Genomic DNA, 20714 nt, shown 5'->3' with positions numbered 1-20714 from the left:
GTCGGCCGTGAGACCAGCTATCAGGCAGGCCGCGGGCAGCCGAAGGGCTTCGGCTGGCGTGACTTCCGTGACCTGATCGTCCGCACCCCTGTCCAGCTCGGCGGCCCCGATCGTGTTGGTGTGTCTCCCCGTGACCCGCCCACGCGAGTTCATTGCCGGAAACTGCGAGTGGCTCAGTGTCGGCCAGGTGCCCACCTACGCACCTGACCTCAATACGACTGAAGGGGTCTTGGTCGCTGGTCAAGCGTGACTTCGGCAACCTTGCCGCCGCCACCTCGTTGAGGTCACCCGGGCGGTGAAGAGCAGCTCAAGCAGTTCCAGTACCGGCCACACGTGATCGACGGTTGCCTCACCGGCACCGGCTTGGTCCTCGATGCATGATCGTCAGAAGATGCCGAGGAAGCGATGCCACCAGCGGGCCGCTGGACGTGCCCGGGTAGTCCACTACTGTAAGGGCTGTCCCGCTACGCCGCCCGGACGGCATGCGGGGTTGAGTCCAGGGGCGATGAGCCTGTGCCGGATGCGGCTTCCCGGCCGTCAACGGACCGTAGACACTGGCATGATGATGCTCATGTCCACATACCGAAGGGCCGATGCCGCGTAAGCGGCCCGGCGCCCTGCGCACTGAACAGTCTCTCCGCGTCACGTGGAGCTTGCCTCCAGACCGGATCCACGGCCTCTCTGCCCGAACCAGCGTCGCGATAGATCGGGCAGAGAGGCTCTCGGGTGACTACTACGTCTACCCCGGCGCCACCGACCGTGCGCTGCGGCGGTATCTGGCGTTTCTGCATCCACCGGGACGACGACCCCTTTATCCGGAGGATGCGGAGTGTTCGTGCCGCGGCTGTTCCTTCGACGACGTGCGGCACGCTCGCGACGTGCTTGAGGAGGTCGTGCGGCAGTTGCCTCCCAGACCCCGCGCCGAGCTTGAACGCCGAGTGCGTGTCCTGGACGCCAGGTACGTCGAGCGCACGCTGCCGGATCCGTTTGCCACTCATCGGCACTGGCGTTCTGACCTCTGGTGGCGACGCCGTCTGGCCGGCGGCCGGGAAGCTGGATGAGGAGCCAGAGTTCGGTGACGTGATCGATCCGATCAAGCCCCGCAGGCCCTGGCACGGCCTCGCCGACGTCGAACTCGGCACCGCGGGATGGGTCGGCTGGTTCAACAACCAGCGCCTCCACAGCGCGAGGGAGACATCCCACCCCACGAGCACGAGACCAACCACTACGCTCAACGCCAGCCCCAATGGCGCTGGAGTCAGCGCATAGCGCCTCCACCGATCCCGGAGCTCACCCCGAACGTGTCCTGCTCCTCACGGGTGAGCCCCCATGAGCTGGGCGACGTTCTCGGTGGGCTGCCCATGTCGATGCAGGCGTCGGGCAGCCAGCCCCCGGTGCGCGGGTCGACGCAGATCTGCCCGCCGCAGGCGAACTCCTCGGTGCGGGCCTGTGCCTCGGCGAAGACCGGGTTCTCGGTGAGGGGCAGGCCGTCGGCGTTGCCCTTGACGTACCGGCTCACCGTCTCGACCGCGGCGGAGAAGTACACCAGGTGCCAGTGCCCGCCGTGCTGGGTCACGAGGGGCGGGTACGGACCTCCGCCGTCGGCGAGGGCGTCAGGCATGCGGCGTCCGGCGGCGGGGTCGTGCGCAACTGGGCGCTTTTCTGCGGCCGTTGCCAACGCCTGCTCGCTCGGCGAGGCGGCTGTGCTCCGAGGCGCTGACCGGCGTGGGTGCCGTCCAGGCGAAGAGGGCCGACGACGGCACCGAGCTCCATCCCTGTCTGAACGTCGCCGCCTTCGTCGAGGCGACCGTCGTCGCCGCGGCCTGTGTGCTGCCGGCCCGCCGGGGTCCGGCTCACCGAGGCGGCGCTGCTCGGCTGCGCTGTGCTCACCGGACACGGTGCGTCCACCACTCCGCGCGCGTCCGCGAAGCCGAGTCCCTGGTGGTGTTCGGCGTGGGGCTGGCCACGCTGCAGGCCGCCCGGATCGCCGGCGAAGGAGAAGCTCGTCCGCCGGGCGGGCGCAACCCACTATGTCCTGCGGTGCCCTCCTGCGGTCGTTTCCAGCTCCGGCCCGGCGTCCCATGACGCCGGGTCCACAGTGCTCTCCTGGCCGGAACCACCTGTACCGCTTAGGCAAAGAACTGCTGCACAACCCGTTGACGTACATACCGTCCGGTCAGTACGTTCCCCGCAGCGCGATGCCGCCCCCCCGGCTCCCCCCACATCCCCCTCCCCTCCCCCCACCCACCGGAGTGTGCACCCATGGAACGGCGCCTGCCGCAGCATCCGCTCACCCCCTCCCCCCACGGCCGCGGCCGACGACGCAAGGAGACGGACCAAGGTGGCCACGGCCGCCGTCCTCTCACCTCGGCCGTCGAGCGGTCGGCCCTGGTCCGTACGGCAATCGCCTCGGCATCCGACCGGCGAGCCAACTGGCCGCCGTCGTACCGACGCGCCTGCGTCGCCGTGGACGCCGGCACCCGCCGGCAACTGCAGTGCGGCGACGCCTTCTACCACCACGGAACGGTCGACGGCCACTCCCCGTACTCGCCGCTCTGCGCGCCATGGAAATCCTTGTCGCATTCGACCTGAAGAAGGTCCGTGACAACCACGCCCGCATCGCCGAGCTCTACCGACGCGTAGACCCCGACCTTGTGATCATGTGTGCCCACGACCCGGCACCGCACGAAAAGATGTCGCAGGCGTGTAACTGACGCCATGGTGGGCGCCGTACGCAGCGTGCCCACTCATGCTCGACGGCCGTGTCGACCAGGTGCGTATGTCAGTTCCGGGTGCACGTCGCCTGCAAGACGCCGACTGGCCCGGCGCGACCACGGTGCGGGTGCGCGCCGGATGTCGTCAGTGGGACGGACTTCTGGGTCGCCTCCGTGACCCGGTGTTCCTCGATGCCCGTGGGCGCGGCGTGCTACCTCGAGTCGTGGGAGACCGAAATCGGGCTCTTGCCGGCCCCCAAGCAATGCAGTTCAACAGGGTAGTTGGACTAGCCAAGGAGACAGATGTCTACTCCCAGCAGTCTCGGCGCCGGGTTCGCCGCGTCGTGCGCCGTGATCCTGAGTGCGGCCGCACCAGTCAGTGCGGAACCCGCCGTTGAGCCGGGCCCCTCCATCGGAGGAAAAGTTTATCAGGCGGGTTGGTGGTGGAAGAGCAACGACGAGAGCGAGATCGACAAATCAGGCCTCATCGCTCGGCCTGAGCCGACGCCGCCGAATGTGCCTGCCGGTGCGATGACCGTGGCGGCGGTCAATGGTGCGGAGGAGATGGTCGCGGCCATCGAGTTCGCCCTGGAGCACGGCCCGGGCGCTGATGTGACCTCGTTCGAAATGATGCTGAGGGAATCGTCCGCCCCCGACTCGAACGTGAACTCCGACGGCGAGGGCGTCAAGGTCGTGGCGTGCCCTGTCACGGATGCGTTCTGGACCAAGGCCGAGGGTGGAAAGTGGTCGTCGCGGCCAGCTTACGACTGTGAAAGCGCCGCTGCTGCCGGCAAACGCGGCAAGGACGGGATCTGGCACTTCGACCTCACCTCGATCGCGCGGCTCTGGCTGGCGCAGGACAGTCAGCTACCCACCTCGATCGCCCTCGTGGAGCAGGTCGAGGCGCCGATGAGTTTCCAGGTGACCTGGGACGGGCCGTCGGACAAGGGCATCGGCATGAAGCTGGTGGCGACCGGGGGAGCGACACCCCAACCGCCGGCTGCCATACCGGCGGACAGCGGGACGACGGGCGATTCGGGCGCGGTCGACACAGGCGCCGGTATGGACGCCTCCGGGGAAGTACCGGCGGATGCAGGAACCATGCCGGATGACGCCACGGCGCCGGCCGCAACGGAAGCCCAGGACGTGGCCCGCGGTAGCGGGCTGCGGTCGCCTGCTGCGGCCACCTCGGTGACGCACGTGGGCTCAATGCTGGAGGACATCCCTGGCGGAGTTCTCTTCCTGATCCCGGTCGGGCTCGGGCTCGCCTATGCGGTGATGTTCGCGCTCGGCCCGAACGGTGAGCCGGTGCTGTCCGGTGCGCGCCACGGTGTGGGCCGCGCGCTCGACCAACTCCGGGTGATCAAGACGTTTTCCAAGGAGGCGAAGTGATCCGGCGACGGTCGAGGCAGATCGGTATCGCAGCGGTGGCGCTGGCGTTTGCGGTGGTCTCGGGCTGCGGGCAGAAGCCGGGCGTGAGCGGGCTTCACGCCGGGCCGAGTGGACCGAGTGGACAGGGCACCGGTGCAGGCGAGTTCGGAGGGGTTGGTACGGACGGTCAGCCGGTTGACCCAGGCGCCCTGGACACCGGCACGCAGGGCGTGAGTGCGGGCGCCGGCACAGACGCCGCCGGTACCGGGACCGGGTCGGGGACCGGGACCGGGACGGGCACTGGGGGAACCGGTGACAGGGGCGGCAGCGGTGGCGGCACCAGCGGGCCGGTGCCGCCGGGTATCGGCGATCCCACGCCGCTGAAACCGGGCGAGCCGATCAAGATCGGCGTGCACGCACCGGTGACGGGCGCGGCGGCGATCCCCCAGAACTCGATCGAGCGCGCGGTGGGCGTGTACGCCGACTACATCAACAAGAAGGGCGGGATCAACGGGCGGAAGCTCCAGGTCAAGCTCGAGAACGACAACTTCGACCCGTCGACTGCGGTATCGAAGTGCAAGAGCTTCATCGAACAGAAGTACTTCCTGGTCATCGGTTCCGCCGGTGCCGACCAGATCGACGCCTGCGCGCGCTACGCGAACTCCCGGCAGTGGCCCTACGTCTCGGGCGGTGTGCATGAGTCCAATCCGCGTCTCGGATCGCTGAACGCGCTGCAGACCTACTTCGCGGCCTACCTCACCTACGAGCAGCAGGCGCCGGTGATCACACGTGATATGAGGGCGGCCTTCTCCGGGCAGAAAGTCGGGCTGATCGTCGCGGAGAACGATAATCTGGACAACTATGCGAAGATACAGGGCAATTCACTGAAGCAGGCATTCGGAACCAAACTCGTGCTGAACGACCGCGCTCCGAAGAAGATCCAGGCCGAAGCAACGTCGATCGCGGCGAAGATTTGCAACAGCGGTGCGAAGGCGGTCGTGTGGAACGCGAGCCCTGGCGGCCTGGTGAATGTGTCCAAGGCGCTGACGTGCAGCGTGAAATTCTACGGTCCCGGGAACACGAGCGGGCTCAACGTGGTTGCCACGGGTGGCTGCCCGCAGATCGACGGCGCCCGGTTCTTCTCGTCGTTCCCGCAATTGGACAGGATGGACTCGATCGACCCCGAGTTCCGGAAAGCGTATAAGGCGAAGAACGGCGGAGCTGATCCGGACGATATCGCAATCAATGCCTGGGGCCTCGAGAAGCTGGTCGGTCAGATGCTCCAGGCGGCCGGCAAGAACCTCAGCCACCGCACGTTCATGGCGACGCTCAACAGTGGCAAGACCTTCGACGCCGGGGTGTTCCCGTCGGTCAAGTTCGCACCGAACAAGAGGTTCGGTGGCAGCGCGATGTATCTGCTGGAAGCGGACTGTGGTTCGCGGCAGTACAAGACCCGGCCCGGGAGGTACAAGCCGTGAGCCAGGAGCTGGTCGTCGCCCTGGCCAATGGGTTGTTCCGGGGCAGTGTGTACGCGTTGGTAGCCCTCGGCATCGTGCTGGTGTACCGCGCGACCGGTGTGTTCAACTTCGCGCAGACGGAGTTCGGCACCACCGGCTTGTTCGCGGCCTTCGTGGCCGTGGAAATGTGGCACTGGGGCTACGCGCTGGGCCTGCTGTTCGGCATATCCGTGGCCGTCGTCATGGGGCTGGTGACGGAGCGAGTGGTGATCCGTCCGTTGCGGCACAGCTCGAAGGTGACGCTGCTGGTAGGTACCGCCGGTGTCGCGACGACCGCGATCGGCATCCAGTTCTGGCTCACCAACGAGCAGCCGATCCGGGAGATGCCGCCGATCGTCGAGGGCTCGATCGCCACGGTTCTGGGAGTCGCCATCACCTACCAGAAGGTGATCACGGTGCTGGTACTGATCGTGGTGGCGCTGGCGCTGGCGGCGTTCTTCCGGTCGCCGTCCGGGCTGGCTATCCAGGCCGCGCAGCAGGAGGCCACCGCCGCCGAACTGGTGGGCATCAGCGTGCGCCGGGTGTCGATGATGACCTGGGGAATCGCCGCGGCCCTCGGTGGGCTGGCGGGGATCCTGTCGGGTCCCAACGACACCTTCACCGCGGCGTTCCTCACCTTCGGCGGCGGTGCGGCGCTGCTGCCCGGCCTCATGGCCGCGGTGCTCGCCGGGATGCGCAGCATGCCCGGGGCGCTGGCCGGCGGCCTTCTGGTGGGCTTCGTGGAGCAGTTGGGTGCCCTCAGCGCGCTGGCCGGCCTGCCCGGGCCGAAGGCGACGATTCTTTTCGTGTTCCTGCTGGTAGTCCTGCTGCTCCGCCCGGAGGGCCTGTTCACGCGAAAGGTGGTCGGCGCATGAGTGCGGTACAGGCATCGCTCGGCAAGGAGGCGTCCGCCGAGAGCACGCTCGTTCTGCCCAGCGTGGTGGGGAAGCCCGAGTCACGGTTCCGGCCGACCACCGCCGGGTGGTTCGCCCGCGGCTTGGCGTGGGCGGCCCTGGCGTGGTTCGTGTTCGCGGTTCCCGGCAACTTCCTGTCGCCCTTCGACCTCCATGGCGAGGACGTCGGACATCTGATCACCGCTGCCGTGTTCGTGATCACCGGGCTCTCGCTCAACGTCCTGATCGGATACACCGGCACCATCTCGCTCGGCCACCAGGCCTTCGTGGGAATCGGGGCGTTCATGGCGGCCTACATGGAGGTCGACCTGGGCATCGGCTTCTGGTTGGCGGTGCCGATCGCGGCGATCGTGGGTGGCCTGCAGGCAGCGGTGCTCGGTGCGATCTCGCTGCGGCTCACCGGGTTGTACTTCGCGCTGGTCACCTTCGCCTATGGCGTGTTCACCGAGGAGAGCATCTTCGGAATCATCAGCTTCACGGGCGGTGACGCAGGCAAGGCGGTCACGCGGCCGATGGGGTTCCAGAGCCCCATGGCCTACTACTACCTGTGCCTCGGGTTCGTGGTCGTGGTGCTGTGGCTGGATTGGCGTCTGACCAGAACCAAGGGCGGACGGGCACTGCAGGCCCTGCGGGAGAACCCGAGGGTGGCGTCCTCCTATGGGATCAACGTCAAGGCCTACACGTTGCTCGCGTTCGTCACCTCGGGAGTGTTCGCGGCCGTGGCCGGAGCGCTGTTCGCGCACGGCAAGGACCTGATCGTCCCGCAGAACTTCGGTTTTGAGCTGGCGCTGTCGTTCATCTTGATGACCGTCGTGGGCGGCTTGCGGAACCGTGCGGGAGTGGTGATCGGCTCGGCGTTCTTCGCACTCATGGAGGGCGGCTGGCTGTTCAAGACCTGGCTGTTCGACACCGTCGGCGTGGACTGGCTGATTGAGGACGGCATCGGGTTGCCGCTGAGCTTCGTGCCCCATGTCCTCGGCCCCATCCTGCTGATCCTGACGCTGACCACCCACCCCGGCGGTATCGGGCAGCAGATCGCGCCGATCAAGGAATGGATGCTCGGCCGGAAATTCGACATCCACACCGGCAAGGTGCGGGACGTGGAGGTCACCGATGTCCGTGCTTGAGGTCGACAACGTCAGTATCAACTTCGGCGGCGTGAAGGCGCTGCAGCACATTGACCTGAAGGTCGGGGAGTGGGAGATCGTCGGCATCATCGGCCCGAACGGGGCCGGCAAGACGACGCTGTTCAACTGCATCACCGGGTTCTACAGCCCCACCAGCGGTGGCGTCCGCTACCGGGGCACGAACATCACCGGCAAGCCGGTGCACGAGCGCACCAAGCTCGGGATCGGCCGCACGTTCCAGAACGTCGGCCTGGTGAAGAACACCACCGTGCTGGAGAACCTGGTGACCGCCCAGCATCTGGAGACCGACTACGACGCGTTCGCCGGCATCCTCGGTGGACTGGCCACTTTCGCCGAGGAGCGCAGGCTCGCCGACCGGGCCCACCAGATCCTCGAGCTGATGAACCTCGAAGGAGTCGCGCAGGTCCGAGTGGCCGACCTGCCCTACGGCGTGCTCAAGAAAGTAGAGATCGCCGCGGTGCTGGCCACCGACCCCGACCTGCTGCTTCTGGACGAGCCGGGTTCGGGCATGGGCCCGGAGGAAGCCCACCAGCTCGGCGACACGCTGCTCGAACTGCGCAAGGAGTTCGGCGTGACGATCGTGATGATCGACCACCATGTGCCGCTCGTCACCAGGGTGTCCGACTACGTCTACTGCCTCAACTTCGGCGAGGTGCTGACGGAAGGCAAACCGGACGAGGTACGGCGGCATCCCGAGGTCGTGCGCGCCTATCTGGGCGAGGACCCGGAGGAACCTGAGGCACCCACGGTCGCCGCGGCCGACGCGCCGACCACCGAGCGGACGAGAGAGGAGTACGTCTGATGGCGCTGCTCGAAGTGCGCGACCTTGTGGTCGGCTACGACCAGTACCCGGTGCTGCACGGTGTCAGCTTCGACGTCGAGCAGGGCGAGTGCTGCGTGCTGCTTGGCCTCAACGGCGCGGGCAAGACCACCACGGTCACCACAGTCGCGGGGATGCTGCAGCCGCAGTCCGGCTCCATCACCTTCGACGGCAAGGAGCTGCGCAAGGGCTCGCCGTCACAGCGGGTGGCCGGCGGCATCTCGCTCAGCCCGGAGGGCCGGCGGCTGTTCGCCCGGCTGACGGTGAGTCAGAACCTCAAGCTCGGCGCGTGGTCCCGCCGCCGCGACTCCAAGACGCTCAAGCGGCAGATGGACCTCGTACTGGACTACTTCCCGCGCCTGGCCGAGCGGGAGAACCAGATCGCCGGCACGCTGTCCGGCGGCGAGCAGCAGATGCTGGCGGTGGGGCGCGCGATGATGTCCCGCCCCAAGCTGCTACTGATCGACGAAGCCTCGCTCGGCCTGTCGCCCACCGTGGCGCGCACGGTTTGGGAGGTCACCTCGCGGATCAAGGCCGACGGCACCACGGTGCTGATGGTGGAACAGAACGCCGGCGCGCTGCCGTTCGCGGACCGCGCGCTGATCATGGAAAAGGGAACGTTGGTGTACACCGGCGTGGGAGACGAGTTGCGGTCCGTCAACCTGCGCGAGGCGTACCTCGGATCAGGTGCATAGGAGTAATACATAATGCAGATCAACTTCGGTCGGCTGGGCGGGCAGCTCGGTGTGCTGCTGTGTCTGATCGGTTTCGTCCTGATGTCCCTCGGCTGGAACGGCGCGGCGAGCTACAACTCACTTCCGGCGCAGTTCCCCTACCTGATCTCCGGCGGCGTCATCGGCCTGGCGGTCGTGGTGGTGGGCGCCGCGATGCTCATCGTGCAGAACCACCGGGTGGACCGGGTGCGTTTGGAGGCGGCGATCGACCGTCTCGCCGTCGCCGCGGAGAAACAAGGGCTCGGCGGTCCCGGCGCGCAGGGTCCCGGCTTCAGCGGCTACGTGGTGGCCGGTGCCGCGTCCTACCACCGCGTCGATTGCCAGCTGTCGGAGGCGCGGGACGAGTCCGAGCTGATCGGCGTCGAGGCGGCGATCGATCGCAACCTCGCGCCCTGCCGGGTCTGCGCGCCGCCGCGCGTCGCGATACCCGCCCGGCAGGGTTGAGGCGGGCCCTGCCACAACCGCGCAACACGAGAGCCTCGTGAGGAGAGACGCTGACGTGCTTCTGACCAAGTGGCCGTGGCTGCGGATCAAGGTCACCCCCGCGGTGGCCGGGGCGGTCGCCGCGACCACCGCGGCGACCGGTGTGGCGGTGTACCAGGTCGCCCAGCCGGCCGAAGCCAGCCAGGTCATGGCGGGCCCGGTTGACGGCGGAAGACCGCTGTACCCTGAGCCGCCACCGGCGGGCGCCCTGTTGCTGGAGCCCTCACCGGCTCCGTCGGCGACGCGCGCCGACGAGCGGGATCGTACGGATCGGATGCGGCCGGCAGGGGCCGTCGCGATCCCCGCGCGGGTGCTGGCCGCCTACCGCAATGCGGTGGCCGTGCTGAACGAGCGGCGACCTGGTTGTGGGCTCAGATGGCCGCTGCTGGCGGCGATCGGCCGCGTGGAATCGGGTCACGCCCGCGGTGGCCGGATCAATGCGGACGGCAGCACCATCACCCCCATCCTCGGCCCCCGGCTGGACGGCGGCCCCGGTGTGGCGGCGATCCGCGATACGGACAACGGGGTCTATGACCGTGACACCGCATGGGACCACGCAGTCGGTCCTATGCAGTTCATTCCCTCGACGTGGCACCGTTGGGGAGCCGATGGCAACGGCGACGGCACCGCCGACCCGCACAACGTGGACGACTCCGCGCTCGCGGCGGCCCACTACCTGTGCGCCGCGGGAGGAGACGTGAACCGGGACGGCGGCCTGCGCCGAGCCGTGCTCGCGTACAACCACTCCGAGCAGTACCTGGACCTGGTGCTCGCGTGGATGCGCGTCTACGCGGGTGAGGCGGCGGTGGTCGAGACCTCGCCGGCCACGCAACCGAAGCACACTGCGCCGCCGGAACCGCGCCCCAGCGATGAGCCCTCACGGCGGGACAAGGAATCACCACGACAGCCTCCACGGCAAGGCAAGGAGGAGAGCCCGTACCCGAGCCCAGACGGACCCCCTGAGCGACAGGAGCCGGACGCGCCCGCTCCGTCCGATCAGCCATCCGAACCGGAGGTACCGGATCTGCCGCTGACCACTGATCAGTAGCCGGTATGAAGGCCCCGGCGGCGGAGCCGCCGGGCAAGCCGGCCCTGGCAAGAAGAGGGTGCCCGCTCTCCCCGGCCGCGTCGACGCCGAGCCGTCTTACGGCCGCTGCGCGAGTGGTGACCCGACCGGCTCGACCGGGCCGGAGAACGGCGGCCAGGGGGTCGGCCCGGGAGGAGTACCGGAAACCGGTACACCATCAAGAGGGAAGCTCCCGCATGCAATTGGCGGGGGTCACCACGACACGGCGTACCTCGCCGACCCGCACGTGCAGGTCGGGCTGGTCGCGAGCGACGGCGGTCTGCTCACCTCACCCTGCACACCAGCCTGCTCCTCGCCAGGGAGTACGCACTCACCGGCGCACGCATCCCGGCCGAGCGCGCCGTCGCGATGGGGCCCACCAACCATGTGGTGGCCGATCCGTTGGCCGAGGCCATGGCACGCGCGAAACGGATCGCGGGGCTGCTGCGGGCGGCCGAAAGCACCAAACAACTATACCCCCGCACGCCGCTGACGAGCGGTCACGCCGACGGCGCGGGGTGCTGGTTCGTGATGAGAACGAACAAGGGAAAGCGGATTGCCCCGCAGGGGCGACCGCCTGATGCGCCGGTAGCCGACCGAGTGCCTTGAGACATTGTGAGGTTGACCATGCAGGAACCAGGAAAGCAGCAATCCGGTCATGACGACCGCCCCGGACGCCCGGTGATGTCGCTGTCCGATCCCCACGCGACACGGCCGGAGCGCCATGACCGCATGATGCGTTGGAAGAAGTTGGCCAGAGCGCTGTCGGCGATACTGGTGGTGCAGCATGTCGTACCTTCCTCGGCAGCTGTCGCTACGGCCGCTGCTGAGGAGAGAGTCGTCACGGGCCCGGGTGCTGACGGCGGAAGCACCCCTCTCTATCCCGCTTACCCCAATTTCGTGTCACTGCCGGATCTGCCGAGTGTGACCGACAGCCCTGGCGTGCGGAACGGGGGAGGCAGGGGGCAGGCGCGGCCTGTTGTCCAGGGGATTCCGGCGACGGTGCTGCAGGCCTATCAGCGGGCGGTGGACAACACAAGGGCATCGGAGCCGGGTTGCCACCTGCAACTGCCGTTGCTGGCGGCGATCGGGAAGGTGGAGTCCGGGCATGCGCGGGGCGGTGATGTCGACGCGCAGGGCACCACTCGGACGCCGATTCTGGGACCGCGGTTGGACGGCAGTCCCGGTGTGGCGGCGATCGCCGACACGGATCACGGGGTCTACGACGACGACACCGTCTGGGACCGCGCTGTCGGATCCATGCAGTTCATCCCGTCCACCTGGCGCAGCTGGGCCGCCGACGGCAATGCCGACAGGAGGGCCGATCCGAACAACGTCTTCGACGCTTCGCTGGCCGCAGGCCGGTACCTGTGCGCGGCCGGCGATGATGTGGCCACACCCGAGGGGCTGCGGCGGGCCGTGCTCGCGTACAACCACTCAGAGTCCTATCTCAACCTGGTACTGGCCTGGATGCGCGTATATTCCGGCGGCCCCGTCGCGGTGCCCGACACACCGGGCTCGGATTCTGACACCGCACCGGATGCGCCTCGCCACCACGCACGGCAACCGGAACACACACCGCCGCCGGACAGGGCGGACAACACTCTGGAACCGGGGCGACCCGCTGGCAACCAGCCCGCTCCGGTGCCGTCCCCGGGCACGAGTACGCCGGGCGGTGAGGGGGGCGGCGCCCCCGGTGGTGCCCTGCCTTCCTCGCCCAACGCACCCACCCCGCCGGCTCCCGTCCCGACCTCGACGGCACCTCCGTCGACAGTGCCAACCGTCAATACCGGGACCACTGGTTGATCTGTTGGGAAGTTGATGAGACGCCACCTGACCACCGCTTCCCGTTACGCGTCTGCCCGCGCCTTGACCGCGGTGCCGGCGGGCTGCGGATTGCGCGAGGGGAGCGGCACCAAGCACATCGAGGGTAGCGGCCGAGTGAGATCGCGGTCGTGTCCCTGGCGGGGGCGAACCCTGAAGACGGGCACAGGCGGTACGAGCGGGCGATCAGCGCCGGGACGTCGTGGTCGAAGTCGGCGGACCGGGGCGTTGGGATGCTCGGCACCGGCCCGGCTCAGACGCTCGCGGGCGGCTGCGGCGGGCCGGACCTCCTCGGACTGCCACGGGCCGCGCGGGGCGTCAGCGGGTCGGCCGATCAGCAGCAGTGTCCGGGTCACCCTCAGCTGGTCGTCGTTGATGTCGTTGACGCGGTTGGCGCCCACCCCGTGCGGGTCCCTGCTCGTGGACACCGAAGGGTGGTTCTGGATCAGGCCCATTGGCGCGCCGCGGTACGGCGACCCTCGTGATGGCGAACTGCACCGGGTCGATTCGCGAAGGTGTCGCGTTCGCGGCCACTCAGTCGAGACAGAACTCGTTGCCCTCGATGTCCTGCATCGGGATGCACGAATCATTGCCGTCATACAGCGTTCGCACGTGTACCGCGCCGAGCGGGACCAGTCGTGCGCACTCGGCCTCAAGTGCGGCGAGGCGCTCTTCACCCACGAGTCCGGTGCCGACCCGCACGTCAAGATGCAGCCGGTTCTTGGCGGCCTTCCCTTCGGGGACGCGCTGGAAGTACAGTCGCGGGCCCACGCCTGAGGGATCACCGCAGGCAAACCATGCGTCCTGCTGCTCAGGTGGCAGGGAGCGCTTGAAATCGTCCCAAGTGGCAAACCCCTCCGGTGGCGGCGGTACGACGTACCCCAACACCTCGCACCAGAAGCGAGCGAGGCGCTCAGGTTCCGCACAGTCGAAGGTGACTTGGAACTGCTTGATCGATGCCATCGGCCCATCGTAGAAGGTTCGTCGTCGCCTCCACGGGCCCACCCCTGGCCAGGCTGTGGCGCATGCGGCCGACTCTTGTCGATGAGCGGGACCTTGAGCCGTGGGATGACGATCCTGACAGTGTCCCCACTGGAGGAGGTCCTGGCGGACTACGGGAACGCCGCATGCGGGCATGAGTGGCGGCACTCCGGCCTGCGCACCTCGGCGCCTGCCCGGCCATGACAGCAACGGGATAGCAGCAGCATCAGGGCGGGGACCGCCGCGACCAAGGCGATAAGCAGGGCAGGGGTGAGGAGCGCAACGAGCAGGACTCGCTGGAGTGCGCCAAGGGAGCGGAGGGGGGAAAGCCAGGGCGGGAGCACAGGAATCTCCTGGTGGCCGGATGCGTTCGTGCGCTCTACTGACCACTACGCTCCAAAAGCAGCTGCTGACCAGCGACGATAACGAACTGCCGCTGGAGTACGAGCCCCTGTGGCGTGGATGGCGGGGCGGAGCCTTCTTGGGACCGTGCGGGTGATGGTCGCCACGCCGTGACACGGCGCCCGGCGGGCTGCTGGCCCCTGACCGAGTTCAATACGTCACATGGCATCAGCCTGGTCCCCGCACCAAGCGTTGGAGCAGGGAGCGACCCACCCGGGTCTGAGTCACGCCGGTTGCCGGCCGCGTGCGAAGAGCCAGGGGGAACATCAGTATCCGATTCGAGGTGGTGTCCGGGGTGGAAAAGCGGATGACGGTGCTCAGCGAGAGCGGGGACGATCCGTTCGCTCTGCACCACGCCGCCTCGGCGGTGCTCGACGACCGGGGCACCGTGGTCGGCTGGAGCCTGCGCGCCCAGGAGTTGCTCGGCTACCCGCAGTCCGCGGTGATCGGCCGTCCGGTCTTCGACGTCCTGATCGAGCCCGGCGACCGGCGGGCCGCCGAGGACGCCGCGGCGACGTGCAGGAGAGACCGTGGCTGGTTCGGCGTACTGGCGGTGCGGCATCGCAGCGGGCGGCTCGTGGAGATGGGTCTGCGGGCACGTGCGCTGCTGCGTGGTGACCATGTCCGCGAATGGTTCCTCGTCGGGGCGCCCGCGGCGGAGGTCCTCGAATGGCAGAGAGACCGCGCGGTCCTCGACGGGTTGTTCCGCCGGTGTCCGATCGGTCTGGCCGTCCACAGCCCCCAAATGACGATTCTGCGGGTCAACAGGGCGGTCGAACGGTTCACCGGAATCCCGGCCGCTTCCTTTCGGGGAATGCCCACGGGCGCCCTGCTGGTTGCCGAGGACGCACGGAAATCCGTGGACCGGGTCCGCCAGGTGATGGAGACCGGAAGATCACTGGTTTCCACCGAGCAGTACGCCCGCCTGTTGCGGGATCCGGCACGAGTGCGGGCCGCGTCCGTCTCGGCCTTCCGACTGGAAGATCCCGCCGGCCGGGTCCTGGGAGTGGCCGAGACGATCGAGGACGTCACCGAACGCCATCGGGCCCGACTTCGCCTGGCACTCCTCGCCCAGGCCGGAGCCCGCATCGGATCGACGCTCGACGTGCGACAGACCGCCTGCGAACTCGCGGATGTGATGGTCCCCCACCTGGCCGACCACGTATCGGTGGACCTGTCGCAACCGGTGATGCGCGGCGAGGAGCCGGCGCAGGGGCTGGCGGGGCCTGTCGCACGGGTCGCGGTACGCGGCGTCGTGGCCCAGCAGCCCGACCCGGCGCACCCGGAAGGGGAGCCGGCGGAGTTCGCACCCGGCACACCACAGGCCAGCTGCCTGGCCGACGGGCGTCCCCTCCTCGAACAGGTCCTTTCGCCCGACTGGTTCTTGGCAGAACCGCGTCAGGGCGAGCACGCACCGGACCTCTCGGCCCATTCCCTGATCGTGGTGCCGCTGGCCGCGCGCGGCCTGGTACTGGGCGTGATGAGCCTGTGGCGATCGCGGCACCCCGAGCCGTTCGAGGCCGACGATCTCACACTGGCCCAGGAACTCGCCTCGCGCGCCGCCGTCAGCATCGACAACGCCCGACGCTTCACCCAGCAGCAGCAGACCGCGTCCACCCTGCAACGCAGCCTGCTGCCGAGGACGATTCCGCACCAGCCGGCCGTCGAAGTGGCCCCTCGCTACCTTCCGGCCAGTACGGCCCCCGGTCCCGGTGGTGACTGGTTCGACGTCATCCCGTTGTCCGGGGCGAGAGTCGCACTCGTCGTCGGCGACGCGGTGGGCCACGGACTGCACGCCGCTGCCACGATGGGCCGGCTGCGTACCGCCGTGCACACCCTCGCCACCCTCGATCTGGAACCGGACGAGGTCCTCTCCCGACTGGACGACCTGGTCAACCTCCTTGCCGCGGAACAAGAGACAGCCGGCGAACGACCCGTGGGCGAGCAGATCGTCGGCGCCACCTGCCTGTACGCCGTCTACGACCCGGTCTCCCGGCAGTGCTCCGCGGCGCGCGCCGGTCACCCCCCTCCGGTCGTGACCACCCCGGACGGACAGGCAGGCCTGCTCGACCTGCCCCCCGGTCCACCGCTCGGCCTGGGCGGTCTGCCGTTCGAGACCCGGGAGATCGAACTGGCCGAGGGCAGCCTGCTCACGCTCTACACCAACGGACTCATCGGCGAACGCCACATGGACGTCGACACGGGCCTGCAACGGCTGCGCACAGCGCTCACGCACCCCGCGGACGCCTTGGAGAAGACGTGCCAGGCGGTTGTCGACTCCCTCGTGCCCGCACAGCCCGCTGACGACATCGCCCTGCTCATCGCACGCACCCGTGTACTGCCACCGGAGAACGTCGCCTCCTGGCAACTGCCGCTGCAGCCAACCGCCGCCGCCCAGGCCCGAGCGCTCGCCACGGCCCAACTCACCCAATGGGGACTGGAACACCTGGCGTTCACCACCGAATTGATCGCCAGTGAACTGGTCACCAACGCCTACCGCTACGCCAGCGGCCCCGTGACCCTGCGACTCATCCGTGAACGATGTCTCGTCTGCGAGGTCGCCGACGCCAGCCACACCTCACCACACCTGCGTCGCGCCCGCACCACCGATGAGGGCGGCCGTGGCCTGCTCCTGGTGGCCCAGCTCACCGAGCGCTGGGGCACCCGCTACACGCGCGAGGGCAAGACCGTCTGGACCGAACAGTCGATGGCGGGCCTGTAGAACCGCATTATGGCGCTGCGGGAGCCGGCCGGTCCCCGGGCGCAGCGCGTCCCGCAGGTTGGGCAGAATCCGCGGCTGCGCAGGCGTTGCCGAGGAATCGGTCCTGCCCCCGGCCCGTCCGGGTGATCATCCTGCGGCGGGGACCTTCCGCAGAGATGCCCCGGCCGGCCCGACCATGCCAGGCGCAGCCGGCCATGTTGGATCGGCCGCGGTGCGGCTGAGCGCAGCGCCTTGCATTCTTCCCCCGGGATGGGCGCTGTGCCGTCCCCATCGCCGCGTGGAGGGGGTCCGCTTCGTTCCTGCGCCCACCTCGCTGTGTGCCGGGCGCGACACCCGTTGGAGGGCGTTGCCGAGGAGTGGCGGCGGCGCCGGTCGTAGTACGACAGCCAGGTCAACAGTGCCAGCCGTGCGGCGTCGGCGCAGCCCCACCGCCTCTTCCGCTAGCGGGAAGCAGGTCACCCAATCCCGGAGCCTGGAGTGAGGAAGGGCGGGTGTGGCTGGAGGGTTGCCAATGCTCGACATGCACCGCCCCGGCCATAGGGCGATGGTGGAAACAGCAGAGAAGGACGCCCCACCCATGCCGGGAGGGAACATGCAACGCCAGGACACCAGCCTCACAGACGCCCAGAAGCGCGCCTTCCAACAGAATGAAGCTGATTTCGCGAAGCTTGAAGAGCAGATGCGGAGCGTCGAAGAAGCCGCCACGGCGCGGCTGTCGGCCAGCGGACTGGAATTCGACGAGGACCGTCGGAATTGCTATCTGTGCCTCTGCTCCGGCTTCGAGTCATCAGGCTCGAGCACGAGGCCGAGCACGCGCTGCGCTAACTGCCCTCACCAGATGACCAGGCATGCCGGACACCAGTGACCCAGCCCCCCGGTTGTAAGCGGCACGACGTCCTACCGCTCACCCATCGGCCGACTCGATGAACACGAATCGAGGACGGCGGCCGCGGGAGTGCTTAGGCAACGGTCGAGGCCTCTTCGGTACGCACGGGCCGACCCTTCTCCACACGGAGGTCTTCCCAGTCGCGGCACTTGTCGAGGTCCATGCCCTCGGCGGCCAGGATCTTCAGCATGTACGCGAGAGCCGGTTCGCGGGGAACTCCGAACGCGCCGCCTCACGGAACTGCTGCAACCGCCCCACACGCCGGCCCGGGACCAGATCACGAAGCTGCGGTGAGCCGTCGACTTCGATACCCGAAGCACGGCGGCAACGATCGCCAGGCACAGCCGCTCACCAACACATAGACGATTGCCGCGAACAGCGTCTCATCAGGCGTGTCCTGCGTCCCACCGCCCTGCGGCCGCACCCTCGACGGCGGGATCAACGGCTTGGCGATCTCCCACAGTCCGTCCGGAACCGGGGACCCGTCCTCACGTCTTCGGCTGGTAGCCGTCGTAGTCGTTCCAGCCGGAAGGTCGGGTCATCAGTTGTTCCCAGGTGGGCCAGGTCTCCTGGGTCTTCTGGCGGACGAGTTCGCCCGGCATGCTGAGCGGCCCATCGCGGCCGGCGCCGAAGCTGCGATCATCGCCGCTGTCCGGCAGCGCAGCGGAGGCGTGCTCGATCTGCCGACGGGCACGATCTATCCGGCGTTGAACCGACTGGAGCGGCTGGGGCTGCTGAGCAGCAGTTGGGAATCCGTCGGCGAACGGCGCCGCCGCTGCTACGCACTCACCGACGCTGGGCGGAGCAGCCTGGCCGGCGAGCGGACGGCGTGGCGCGAGTTCACGGCAGCGATCGGCTCCGTCATGGAGCCGGCCCTCTCGCCCCGGCCCGCCACGTGAACGCCGCCGGTCGGCAGGCCGGCCCCGTCGAGGACTACGTCGCGGCCTTGACGGCCGCCCTGCACGGCCCCGCCCGACCCAAGGCCCGGATGATCGAGGAGATACGCGACGGCCTCGAGGACACGGTGGCCGCGTACGCCGGCGAAGGGATGCCTCGCGAACGCGCCGCCCGGCACGCGGTGCGGGAGTTCGGGACCCCCAACGAACTGGTGCCCAGCTGCCAGCGAGAACTGACACTCGCCCAAGCGCGGCACACCGCCCGCGCCGTGACTCTCACCGCTCCCTTCCTGATCACCTGCTGGTACATGGTCTCGAGCGCCGACCATGGCCAGGACTGGCTGGTGCCGCGCATGGCTCAGCTGCTGGCCGTCCATTTGGCCGGGATCGCGGCCGCCGCCGCACTGCTCGCCGCGGCGGCGCTGGCCGCCACCGGCACCCTCGCCCGCTGGCTGCCCACGCCGCACCGGTTGCCGCACACGGTGGCATGGGCCGGTACCACCGCGAGCGTGGCCATGGGCATCGCCACGCTCACGCTCGCCATCGCCTCCCTTCTGGCCACGAACTGGCCGCTGATCGCGCTCGCAGGCTCGCTCGCAGCGGCGTCACACGCCGTGGTTGCGGCCTCTGCGCGCGCGTGCCGGCGATGCGCCCGTCTACCGCTCCACGAACCCGCCGTCTCCAGGCTGCACGGTTGACGCGTCCTTGGGGCCGCCATCGGCTGACTGTCACTGCCCCTCTCCAAAGGTCCGGTTCTTGACCTTGGAGAGACAGCCGGGTGGAAGGTGCTGAACAGGAGCTGCGGTGTGGCGTTCTCGGCCGGTGAGCCGCACTGGCGGCAGCGATTCTCCACCGGTGCCCCCACCGCGCTCGTCGCAGCCTTCACTGCCTCGCAGATCTCCACCGAGCCGGTGCACCGCATGGTGAAAGACGCTCCTTTCCACACCGGGCGCCACGTCTACGTGGCGCCGGCGACCACAGCGGCGACGGATGCGTCGCTCCCTTCGCGGGCGCCGCGCCTCGCTCGCTGGGGTCGGCGCGGCGGGGCGTGGCGCGGGGCGCTGGCGCGGGCTGTGGTACTGGTGGTGCGCGCCGGGCAAGGCAGGTGTAGAGAGGAGGGGTGTTGCAGCGCCTCGTCGGTCTTCGCCCGTCGGCGCGAGGGGGTCATGCGATGGTGGCCATCCCGATCGCGCTGATGGTGGCGGTCGTCGTGATCGACGTTCTTGCGCCGCCGCACATTCACCTGGGGCCCTTGCTGGTCGCCGCCCCGGCGATCACCGCGTCGTTCGCCGGCCCGTGGCTGACGGGACTGATTGCCACCCTCGCGGTGGTGGCTCAGGCGATCATCGCGGTGCTGCGCGATCCGGACGAATTGTTCTCAGCGAACCACCAGGCACAGATCGCCGCCCTGGTCCTGGTCGGATCGAGCCTCGTGATCTTCTGCGTACTGCGGGAGCGCCGTGCCCGTGAGCTGACCCAGGTGAGGTACGTGTCCGAGACCGCCCAGCGCGTCGTCCTGCGGCCGCTGCCCAAGCAGATCGGAGCGCTGCGAGTCGCCTCCCTCTATCTTGCCGCCGAGGCCGAGGCCCAGATCGGCGGTGACCTGTATGCGGCCGTACGCACCGGCTCCGGTACCCGGCTGATCATCGGCGACGTGCGGGGCAAAGGCATGACCGCCGTCGGTGACGCCGCCCTCCTGCTCGGCGCGTTCCGGGCCGCAGCCCACCGCCAGGCGACTCTGGTCGAACTGGTCACCTATCTCGATGGCAGCGTGTGCTGGGGCTTGGCCGAGCCCGGCGAGACGGACCAGACCGGAGAGACCTTCATCACCGCCGCCATTCTGGACATCTCCGACCAGGACGGCATGGTTCACATGATCGACTGCGGCCACCCACCGCCAGTTGTGCTGCGAAACGGCCGTGCCACGACGATCGATGCCTACCAGCCCGCGCCTCCGCTGGGCCTCGGTGAACTGGCACACCCTCGGTATCAGGTTGACGCATTCAACTTCGAGGCGGGAGACCTCTTGCTGCTCTACACGGACGGGGTTGTCGAGGCCCGCGACTCCACCGGTGCCTTTTATCCACTCACCGAGCGCATTACGGGCTGGACCGAGAGTAACCCCGACGCATTCCTGCGTCGCCTCCGGCGTGATCTCCTCGACCACGTCGGTGGACAGCTGGGCGACGACGCCGTCGTGATCGCGATCGAGCGCCACCCACACCCGGGCGATCGGGGTCGCGACTGGAAGTGACCC

The 20714-nt window shown here is 68.7% G+C and carries 17 protein-coding genes and 3 pseudogenes; 16 read left to right on the top strand and 4 right to left on the bottom strand.

The features are described from left to right. Positions 1–1414: 1414 nt before the first annotated feature. A pseudogene (locus tag ACH5AF_RS25605) lies at positions 1415–2038 on the top strand (alcohol dehydrogenase catalytic domain-containing protein); the annotation flags it as partial. A gap of 472 nt (positions 2039–2510) precedes the next feature. Here the strand turns inward: ACH5AF_RS25605 and ACH5AF_RS25600 are convergent. After that, complete coding sequence (locus ACH5AF_RS25600) at positions 2511–2672, bottom strand: hypothetical protein (protein WP_398904562.1); 162 nt, start codon at positions 2670–2672, stop codon at positions 2511–2513. 345 nt (positions 2673–3017) lie between these two features. Here ACH5AF_RS25600 and ACH5AF_RS25595 point away from each other — a divergent pair, with 345 nt between their 5' ends. From ACH5AF_RS25595 to ACH5AF_RS25555, 9 genes are all read left to right on the top strand, one after another. Next, the gene (locus tag ACH5AF_RS25595; RefSeq protein ID WP_398904560.1) at positions 3018–4106 is read left to right on the top strand and encodes a hypothetical protein; all 1089 of its coding nucleotides are present in this window, start codon (positions 3018–3020) and stop codon (positions 4104–4106) included. Further along, entirely contained in the window at positions 4103–5563 is a 1461-nt protein-coding gene (locus ACH5AF_RS25590) for an ABC transporter substrate-binding protein (RefSeq protein ID WP_398904557.1), read from the top strand. Before ACH5AF_RS25595 ends, ACH5AF_RS25590 begins: the two co-directional genes overlap by 4 nt. Then, positions 5560–6456 carry a branched-chain amino acid ABC transporter permease gene (locus tag ACH5AF_RS25585; RefSeq protein WP_398904555.1) on the top strand — a complete coding sequence of 299 codons (897 nt, stop codon included), beginning with the start codon at positions 5560–5562 and terminating at the stop codon, positions 6454–6456. Before ACH5AF_RS25590 ends, ACH5AF_RS25585 begins: the two co-directional genes overlap by 4 nt. Then, positions 6453–7622 carry a branched-chain amino acid ABC transporter permease gene (locus ACH5AF_RS25580; RefSeq protein WP_398904553.1) on the top strand — a complete coding sequence of 390 codons (1170 nt, stop codon included), beginning with the start codon at positions 6453–6455 and terminating at the stop codon, positions 7620–7622. Before ACH5AF_RS25585 ends, ACH5AF_RS25580 begins: the two co-directional genes overlap by 4 nt. Beyond that, positions 7609–8445, top strand: coding sequence for an ABC transporter ATP-binding protein (locus tag ACH5AF_RS25575; protein WP_398904551.1), 837 nt, complete (start codon positions 7609–7611; stop codon positions 8443–8445). Before ACH5AF_RS25580 ends, ACH5AF_RS25575 begins: the two co-directional genes overlap by 14 nt. Further along, positions 8442–9158, top strand: coding sequence for an ABC transporter ATP-binding protein (locus ACH5AF_RS25570; protein WP_398904807.1), 717 nt, complete (start codon positions 8442–8444; stop codon positions 9156–9158). Before ACH5AF_RS25575 ends, ACH5AF_RS25570 begins: the two co-directional genes overlap by 4 nt. Positions 9159–9170: 12 nt before the next feature. After that, positions 9171–9641, top strand: a complete 471-nt coding sequence (locus ACH5AF_RS25565; RefSeq protein ID WP_398904549.1) for a hypothetical protein — start codon at positions 9171–9173, stop codon at positions 9639–9641. A gap of 55 nt (positions 9642–9696) precedes the next feature. After that, on the top strand, positions 9697–10728 hold the full coding sequence (locus ACH5AF_RS25560) for a lytic murein transglycosylase (protein ID WP_398904548.1): 1032 nt from the start codon (positions 9697–9699) through the stop codon (positions 10726–10728). Between the two features lie 645 nt (positions 10729–11373). After that, entirely contained in the window at positions 11374–12552 is a 1179-nt protein-coding gene (locus ACH5AF_RS25555) for a lytic transglycosylase domain-containing protein (protein ID WP_398904804.1), read from the top strand. A 44-nt stretch (positions 12553–12596) separates the two neighbouring features. Here ACH5AF_RS25555 and ACH5AF_RS25550 read toward each other — a convergent pair whose 3' ends face one another. Then, the gene (locus ACH5AF_RS25550) at positions 12597–12998 is read right to left on the bottom strand and encodes a hypothetical protein (RefSeq protein WP_398904546.1); all 402 of its coding nucleotides are present in this window, start codon (positions 12996–12998) and stop codon (positions 12597–12599) included. Positions 12999–13104: 106 nt separating this feature from the next. Beyond that, positions 13105–13533 (bottom strand): VOC family protein, encoded by a 429-nt coding sequence (locus ACH5AF_RS25545; RefSeq protein ID WP_398904544.1) that lies wholly within the window; start codon positions 13531–13533, stop codon positions 13105–13107. 727 nt (positions 13534–14260) lie between these two features. On the opposite strand from ACH5AF_RS25545, the gene ACH5AF_RS25540 reads away from it, so the two are divergent. Both ACH5AF_RS25540 and ACH5AF_RS25535 read left to right on the top strand, forming a co-directional pair. Beyond that, positions 14261–16675: a SpoIIE family protein phosphatase gene (locus ACH5AF_RS25540; protein ID WP_398904542.1), complete on the top strand. Its 2415-nt coding sequence runs from the start codon at positions 14261–14263 to the stop codon at positions 16673–16675. A 511-nt stretch (positions 16676–17186) separates the two neighbouring features. Next, on the top strand, positions 17187–17540 hold the full coding sequence (locus ACH5AF_RS25535; RefSeq protein WP_398904540.1) for a hypothetical protein: 354 nt from the start codon (positions 17187–17189) through the stop codon (positions 17538–17540). A 242-nt stretch (positions 17541–17782) separates the two neighbouring features. Here the strand turns inward: ACH5AF_RS25535 and ACH5AF_RS25530 are convergent. Continuing rightward, positions 17783–18024 (bottom strand): annotated as a pseudogene (locus ACH5AF_RS25530) (transposase); the annotation flags it as partial. Between the two features lie 172 nt (positions 18025–18196). On the opposite strand from ACH5AF_RS25530, the pseudogene ACH5AF_RS25525 reads away from it, so the two are divergent. The 4 genes and pseudogenes from ACH5AF_RS25525 to ACH5AF_RS25510 form a co-directional block, all read left to right on the top strand. After that, positions 18197–18460, top strand: a pseudogene (locus ACH5AF_RS25525) (helix-turn-helix transcriptional regulator); the annotation flags it as partial. Beyond that, positions 18457–19155 (top strand): permease prefix domain 1-containing protein, encoded by a 699-nt coding sequence (locus ACH5AF_RS25520; RefSeq protein ID WP_398904539.1) that lies wholly within the window; start codon positions 18457–18459, stop codon positions 19153–19155. The pseudogene ACH5AF_RS25525 and the gene ACH5AF_RS25520, both read left to right, overlap by 4 nt. A 27-nt stretch (positions 19156–19182) precedes the next feature. Continuing rightward, complete coding sequence (locus ACH5AF_RS25515; RefSeq protein ID WP_398904802.1) at positions 19183–19653, top strand: DUF317 domain-containing protein; 471 nt, start codon at positions 19183–19185, stop codon at positions 19651–19653. After that, the gene (locus ACH5AF_RS25510) at positions 19629–20711 is read left to right on the top strand and encodes a PP2C family protein-serine/threonine phosphatase (protein WP_398904537.1); all 1083 of its coding nucleotides are present in this window, start codon (positions 19629–19631) and stop codon (positions 20709–20711) included. The genes ACH5AF_RS25515 and ACH5AF_RS25510 overlap by 25 nt, the downstream gene beginning before the upstream one ends. Positions 20712–20714: the final 3 nt, after the last annotated feature.

The organism is Streptomyces sp. NPDC018833 (genome assembly GCF_044390825.1).
Lineage (GTDB): Bacteria > Actinomycetota > Actinomycetes > Streptomycetales > Streptomycetaceae > Streptomyces.
Note: the sequence above shows the minus strand (reverse complement) of the source record. Positions and strands in the feature narration are given on the sequence as shown.